The sequence below is a fragment of the Variovorax sp. 01T439_2 genome (assembly GCF_056398445.1).
In genome coordinates this window covers 1-6,085 of record NZ_JBFTPJ010000295.1, presented here as the reverse complement: position 1 = coordinate 6,085, position 6,085 = coordinate 1, and the positions used below count along the sequence as shown (strand labels likewise).

Below are 6,085 nucleotides of genomic sequence, written 5' to 3'. Positions count from 1 at the left end.
GGCGCGCAGCGAATGGTTCCTGCAGGGCACGGAGCAGCCGCTCTTCGCGCTCGACAACGCCGGCACAGCGGCAGGCGCCGGGGCCGCGCCGCGCATCACCGCGCCGGCCGACGGCACCATCATCGCGCTGGACCCCGACATTCCGCCGCTGCACCAGCGCGTGCGCTTCGAGTCCGAAGGCCGCGGCGTGCAATGGCGCATCGACGGCAAGCTGTTTGCGCGCGGCAACAGCGCGCAGTGGCTGCCGTGGCCCGGGCGCCACGTGATCGAACTCGCCGATGCCACCGGCAAGGTGGTCGACCAGCGCAAGCTCGAAGTGCGCGGCGCGGGCGTGGTCGCGAAAAGCGCGCGCCGGTAGACGCGCCGGCGGCCACCCGAATCCCCCTGCTTTCGACTGCGGCATTGCAGTCGCGCGAAAATTCATCCAATGATTGAATGAATTAGGTCTTTCTTATTCATATGCTCCTCCAAGCCCCCCGAACCTCCCTGGCCGACAGTGCCGCCGACAGCATCCGCGCCGAGATCGCGGCCGGCCGCTGGACCGTCGGATCGCGCATTCCGATCGAGCCGCAGCTTGCGCAACTGCTCGGCGTGAGCCGCGGCACCGTGCGCGAAGCCGTGAAGACGCTGGTCTCGCGCGGCCTGCTCGAAGTGCGGCAAGGCTCGGGCACCTATGTGCGCTCGGGCTTCGACCCGTCGGCCAGCCTGCAGAAGATGCGGCGCGCAAGCCTGCGCGACCAGTTCGAGGTGCGCCGCGCGCTCGAGGTCGAGGCCGCGCGGCTGGCCGCCGTGCGCCACACCGCCAAGGACCTGCGCAACCTGAACAGCCTGCTCAACAAGCGCGGCGTGCCCGACGCGAGCGACGGCGGCGCGGGCTTCATCGAGCGCGACCTGGCCTTTCACCTGGCGATCGTCGACATCTCGGGCAACCTCGCGCTGGCAGAAACCTGCCGCTTCATTGCCGGCTACATCAAGGAAACCATCGCGAGCACGATGGGCACCAGCCTGCCCGAACCCGACACGGCTGCGCACACCGCCATCCTCGAGGCCATTGCAAGCCGCGACCCCGACCGCGCCGCCGAGGCGGTGCGCGCCTTCATGTCGCCGATGATCGACGCGCTGGCGCAAGAAGCCGCGGAGCCCGCCCGATGAGCGCGGTGGCATTCCGGACGGCCCGCGCTGCCGACGAACTGCTGATCGACGCCGAGGCCGACAGCACGCCCGCGCCGCGCCCCACGCCGGCGGACAGCCTGGGCCGGCGCATCCTGCTGGGTGCGAGCGTGGTGCTGATCGCCTTCAACCTGCGGCCGGTGTTCGCCAGCCTGTCGGTGGTGCTGCCGGAGATCATCGCGGCCACCGGGCTCTCGGCCACCGCCGCGAGCCTGCTGACCACGCTGCCCATCGTCTGCCTGGGCGTGTTCGCGCCGCTGGCGCCGGGCCTGGGCCGGCGCTTCGGCACCGAGCGCACGCTGCTCGCCTGCATGGTGCTCATCCTCGTGGGCACGCTGCTGCGCGGCACCGGCAGCATCCCGCTGCTGTTCGTGGCCTCGGCCATCGCGGGCAGCGGCATCGCGGTGTCGAACGTGCTGCTCTCGGGCCTGGTGAAGCGCGACTTCGCCAGGCAGGCGGCGCTGATGATGGGCCTCTACACCATGGCGGTGTGCGGCGGCGCGGCCAGCGCGGCGGGCCTCACGGTGCCGCTCGAACATGCGCTGGGCGGCGGCTGGACCTATGCGCTGGCGATGTGGGCGGTGCCCGCGTTGCTGGTCACGCTGATCTGGGCGCCGCAGGCGCTGCCGCTGAAGCCAGTGGCCAGCGAATCGGGCTTCACCGTGCGCGGGCTGTGGCGCGACCGGCTGGCCTGGCAGGTCACTTTCTTCATGGGCCTGCAATCGGCGCTGGCCTACACCGTGATGGGCTGGCTCGCACCCATCCTGCGCGAACGTGGGCTCGGCGGCGAGACGGCCGGCTACGTCGTGTCGCTGGCGGTCATGACGCAGGTGGTGACCTGCCTCATCGTTCCCGCAGTGGCCGTGAGGCTGCGCAACCAGCGCGGGCTGGCGGTGGCGCTGGCCATTGTCACGGTGGCCGCCATGCTGGCGATGCTGTTCGCGCCGCTGGGCGGCGTGTGGCTGTGGGCCGTGCTGCTGGGCATTGCGCAGGGCGGCACCTTTGCGCTGGCGCTCACCTTCATGGTRCTGCGCTCGCCCGATTCGCACGTGGCGGCACACCTCTCGGGCATGGCGCAGGGCGTGGGCTACGTGGTGGCCGCCTGCGGGCCGCTGGTGGCGGGCCTGCTGCACGGCTGGACCGGCAGCTTCCGCGCGTCGTCATGGCTCTTCATCGGGCTGGGCATTGCGCTGGTGATGGCGGGCCTTGGCGCGGGGCGCTCGATGCACGTGGGCGCGGTGACGRTTCCGCGGCACTGAGAAGAGAAGAGCGTGCGGCGTTGCCGCCTACTGCGGTCCGCCGCAGAAGCTCGCCCTTTCGGTGGTCCGGGCCGTGAAGTGCAGGCGCGTGGTGGTGGTCTCGCTGGCCGGCGTGTTCTGCGGCCATTCGCTCTGCAGCCAGGTGTACTGCCAGGCGTAGGCTCCACCCGGGCTCGCGGGTTCGCCGTAGCTGATGCGAAGGCTGCCGCTGCTTTCGTCGTGGCAGTGCTTCGACTGCTTGTATTCCTTTTCGCTGAAGCAGGCGCGGACCATCTTCGAGCACGAAAACGGAATGCCTTCATGCACGGCGCGGCTCGCATCCTCGAGCGGAACGAAGTCGGCCTTGCTGAACGAAGCACCGCCGCCCGAATACATCTCCGACACGGTCTGGAGCACCGCCACGGCCCACTGCCCTTCGGCCAGCGGATAGAGCGCCGGCGCCAGCGAAATGCGTGCGTCCGCGGTGGCCGGGTCGGCCGCCTTCTTCAGCAATGCGGCCGCATAGCCGCTGAAGTCGTGCAGGCGGTTCAGCTGCCACGCGCCTGTGCCCGCGATGCGCTTGACGCGCGCCATGGCCAGCGGTTCGCCCGAGAACACCGCGTAGTCGCCCGCTGCGCCGCCGCGCGGCCGGTACAGGCCCAGCGCCTGCGGATCGCAGGGCTGCGGCAACAGCGCACAAAGCTGCGTGCGCCAGTCCGCATCGAGCGACTCCGGCTTCTTGACCGCATCGAAAAGCTGCGCCGACGGCGCGGCGCAAACGGGCCCCGCAAGCAGCAGGGCGAACATCGGCAGGGCGGCGGTGCGAAGAATGGGCAGCGGGTTCATGGACCGGCATGGTAGCCAGCCCGCCCGGAACTTGCTGCAACCAATTGCGGTGCAGGCGGGTCGATGCTGTAGCCTTCATTCATTCATTCACGCGGGCCATCCCGGCCTCGAACGGAGCAAAGATGGCTGACAGGATTCTCGTGTTCTATGGCTCGTACCGTTCCGACCGCATGGGCATTCGCCTGGCCGACTACCTGGTGGCGGGCCTCGATGCGCGAGGCGCCGAGGCCGAGCTGATCGACGCCAAGGCCGTCGGCCTGCCGATGCTCGACCGCATGTACAAGGAATACCCCGAAGGCACCGCGCCCGCGGCGATGGAAGCGCTGGCGCAGAAGATACGCGGCGCGGATGCTTTCGTCTTCGTGACCGGCGAATACAACTGGGGCCCGCAGCCCGGCCTGAAGAACCTGACCGACCACTTCCTCGAGGAATGGTTCTGGCGCCCCGCCGCCATCGCGAGCTATTCGGCCGGCCGGTTCTCGGGCGTGCGCTCGGGCACCGTGTGGCATTCGGTTTTGTCGGAGATGGGCATGGTCGTGGTGTCGAGCACATTGGCGGTCGGGCCCATCTCGCAAACGCTCGATGCCGGCGGCAAGCCCACCGGCAGTGCGGGCGAATCGCTCGATCGCTCCTTCGGAAGGTTCGCCGACGACCTGGCCTGGTGGACCGAGGCGGCACGCGCGCAGCGGGCGCGCAAGGCGCCGCCTTATTGAGCGACCCTAGGCACCCGCCTTCGCAGCCTCCGTCAGCGCCACCGACACGCACTCCAGCGCAATCGCCAGCTGCGTGAGCGTCGGCAGGCCGAATCCCAGCCGGAACACCAGCGGGTCGTCGCCGAACCACGGGCCGGGCGCGACGCGCGTGCTGTACCTGGCCAGCGCCGCATAGAAGCGCTCGACGGCCGCGGCGTCGAAGAGCTCGCGCCTGAGCCGCATGCAGCACAGCGCCCCGGCATCCGGGCGCACCCACTCGATGTGGCTGGCGTGGCGCGACACCCAGGCCTCGGTGAACTGCAGGTTTTGCGCGAGGAGCTTGCGACGCTCGCCGATGATCCGGTCGCGCTGCCTGAACACGGCCAGCGCAAGCGCCTCGTCGACCGGCGAGCACGAGATCACCGTGCTGAACTTCGCCGTGACCAGCGCCTGGCGCAGCGCGGCGTCGCGCGTGATGGCCCAGCCGATGCGAAGGCCCGCCGAACCGTGGCACTTGGACAGCGAGGACACCGAGATCACCCTGTCCCCCAGCCCGGCAGCAGGGGGCACCGCGGCATCGTCGCCATAGGCCGCCTCGCGGTAGGTCTCGTCGATCACGAGCCAGGCCTTCGGCGCATGTTCGGCCAGCATCGCGACGATCTCGCGCAGSGTCTGCGCCGGAATCGCGACGCCCGACGGGTTCTGCGGCGAGGCCAGGCTCAGCACCCTGGTCTTCGGGGAGAGCAACTGGCGCAGCGCGTCCAGGTCGATGCGGTAGCCGGTGTCGAAGCCGAGCGGCAGCGCGCGCGTGGTGGCGCCAACGGCGGCCAGCGCGTTGCGCGCCAACGGGAACACCGGCTCGGCCACGACGGCTTCGTCGCCCGCCTGGCACAGCGTGAAGGCGATCAGGAACAGCGCGTGGGCACCGCCGACCGTGACCACCACGTCGTCGGCATCGACGCCATGCTCGTTCGCGATTTCCTGGCGCAGGGCGGAGCTGCCGGCCGCGGTGCCGTAGTCCAGCGAAAAATCCGCATCCTCGCCGAAGGCCATGTCCGCCAGTTCCGCGAGCCGCACGCTCGGCCCCACGCTTTCGGCAAGGTCGAAGCGCGGTGCCTTGCTGACGAGGGAAATGATTTCGTTGTCGGGAAACCGTGCCATGAACTGCCGCTTGATCCGTTGCTGTCGATGCCTGCGATGTTGCAGTTTCATGACCGGCGATAACAGCCACACTTTTCTGAAATTTGGTGCAGTACAGTTGGGTGCAGTGCCATCCACGCCAGCAGGAGTGATCCGTGTCGCAATCTCCCCGGTTCCGCTATGAAGAAATTGCCGATTTCGTGGCCGGCCTGGCCGGCCGCGGCACGCTGAAGCCGGGCGCGCGGGCGCCGTCGCTGCGCGAGATCAGCACGCAGCAGCGCACCAGCCTGAGCACCGCGGTGCAGGCCTACCGCCTGCTCGAAGACCGCGGCATCCTCGAAGTGCGGCCGCAGTCGGGCTATTACGTTGCCAAGCCGCCGCCCGCGCTGCCCGTGCCCACCACCGCGCGCCATTCGATCCGGCCCGCCAAGGTGGAACTGTCGGGCCTGATGCTCGACCTGCTGAAGCACGCGTCGGACGAAGCCTTCGTGCCGCTCGGCTGCGCCATTCCCAACCAGCGGCTGCTGTCTTCCTCCAGGCTCGACCTCGTGCTGGCCCGCACGGCCCGCGTGAAGGGCAGCCAGTGCAACACCTACTCGCCGCCGCACGGCGAGATGTCGCTGCGGATGGAGATCGCGCGCCGCGCGCTGCGCTTCGGACAGGCGCTGGCACCCGACGACATCGCCATCACCTGCGGCTGCACCGAGGCGCTGGCGCTCGCGCTCGATGCGGTCACGGAGCCGGGCGACACGGTCGCCATCGAATCGCCGACCTACTTCGGGCTGCTGCAGGTGCTGCGCGCAAAGAGGCTGAAGGTGGTCGAGCTGCCGACCGATGCCGACACCGGCGTCGCGGTCGACGCGCTGCGCGAGGTCGTGGCCTCGGGCAAGGTGCGGGCCTGCGTGCTGGCGTCGAGCTTCAGCAATCCGCTCGGCTGCACCATGCCCGAAGAGAACAAGCGCGCCGTGCTGCGCATCCTGGCCGAACACGGCGTGCCGC

The 6,085-nt window shown here is 69.7% G+C and carries 6 protein-coding genes and 1 pseudogene; 5 read left to right on the top strand and 2 right to left on the bottom strand.

Features of this window, described 5'->3' with window-relative positions; genetic code table 11:
• The 3 genes and pseudogenes from AC1DOC_RS15495 to AC1DOC_RS15485 all read left to right on the top strand — a co-directional run.
• A pseudogene (locus AC1DOC_RS15495) lies at positions 1-358 on the top strand (penicillin-binding protein 1C); the annotation flags it as partial.
• 101 nt (positions 359-459) lie between these two features.
• Positions 460-1,152: a FadR/GntR family transcriptional regulator gene (locus AC1DOC_RS15490; protein WP_478079666.1), complete on the top strand. Its 693-nt coding sequence runs from the start codon at positions 460-462 to the stop codon at positions 1,150-1,152.
• Positions 1,149-2,429, top strand: coding sequence for a CynX/NimT family MFS transporter (locus tag AC1DOC_RS15485; protein ID WP_478130042.1), 1,281 nt, complete (start codon positions 1,149-1,151; stop codon positions 2,427-2,429). The genes AC1DOC_RS15490 and AC1DOC_RS15485 overlap by 4 nt, the downstream gene beginning before the upstream one ends.
• 27 nt (positions 2,430-2,456) lie before the next feature.
• Here the strand turns inward: AC1DOC_RS15485 and AC1DOC_RS15480 are convergent, their stop codons facing one another.
• Complete coding sequence (locus AC1DOC_RS15480; RefSeq protein WP_478079668.1) at positions 2,457-3,254, bottom strand: hypothetical protein; 798 nt, start codon at positions 3,252-3,254, stop codon at positions 2,457-2,459.
• 122 nt (positions 3,255-3,376) lie between these two features.
• On the opposite strand from AC1DOC_RS15480, the gene AC1DOC_RS15475 reads away from it, so the two are divergent.
• Positions 3,377-3,967, top strand: coding sequence for an NADPH-dependent FMN reductase (locus tag AC1DOC_RS15475; RefSeq protein WP_478079669.1), 591 nt, complete (start codon positions 3,377-3,379; stop codon positions 3,965-3,967).
• Between the two features lie 6 nt (positions 3,968-3,973).
• Here the strand turns inward: AC1DOC_RS15475 and AC1DOC_RS15470 are convergent, their stop codons facing one another.
• Entirely contained in the window at positions 3,974-5,107 is a 1,134-nt protein-coding gene (locus tag AC1DOC_RS15470; protein ID WP_478079670.1) for a pyridoxal phosphate-dependent aminotransferase, read from the bottom strand.
• Between the two features lie 134 nt (positions 5,108-5,241).
• Between AC1DOC_RS15470 and AC1DOC_RS15465 the strand changes: the two genes are divergently transcribed.
• Positions 5,242-6,085: aminotransferase-like domain-containing protein (locus AC1DOC_RS15465; protein ID WP_478130041.1), on the top strand; the 844-nt coding region annotated here is incomplete at its 3' end.

Coding starts and splice junctions, on each gene's coding strand:
- AC1DOC_RS15490 (WP_478079666.1), top strand. CDS start 460: ATGCTCCTCCAAGCCCCCCGAACCTCCCTGGCCGACAGTGCCGCCGAC.
- AC1DOC_RS15475 (WP_478079669.1), top strand. CDS start 3,377: ATGGCTGACAGGATTCTCGTGTTCTATGGCTCGTACCGTTCCGACCGC.
- AC1DOC_RS15480 (WP_478079668.1), bottom strand. CDS start 3,254: ATGAACCCGCTGCCCATTCTTCGCACCGCCGCCCTGCCGATGTTCGCC.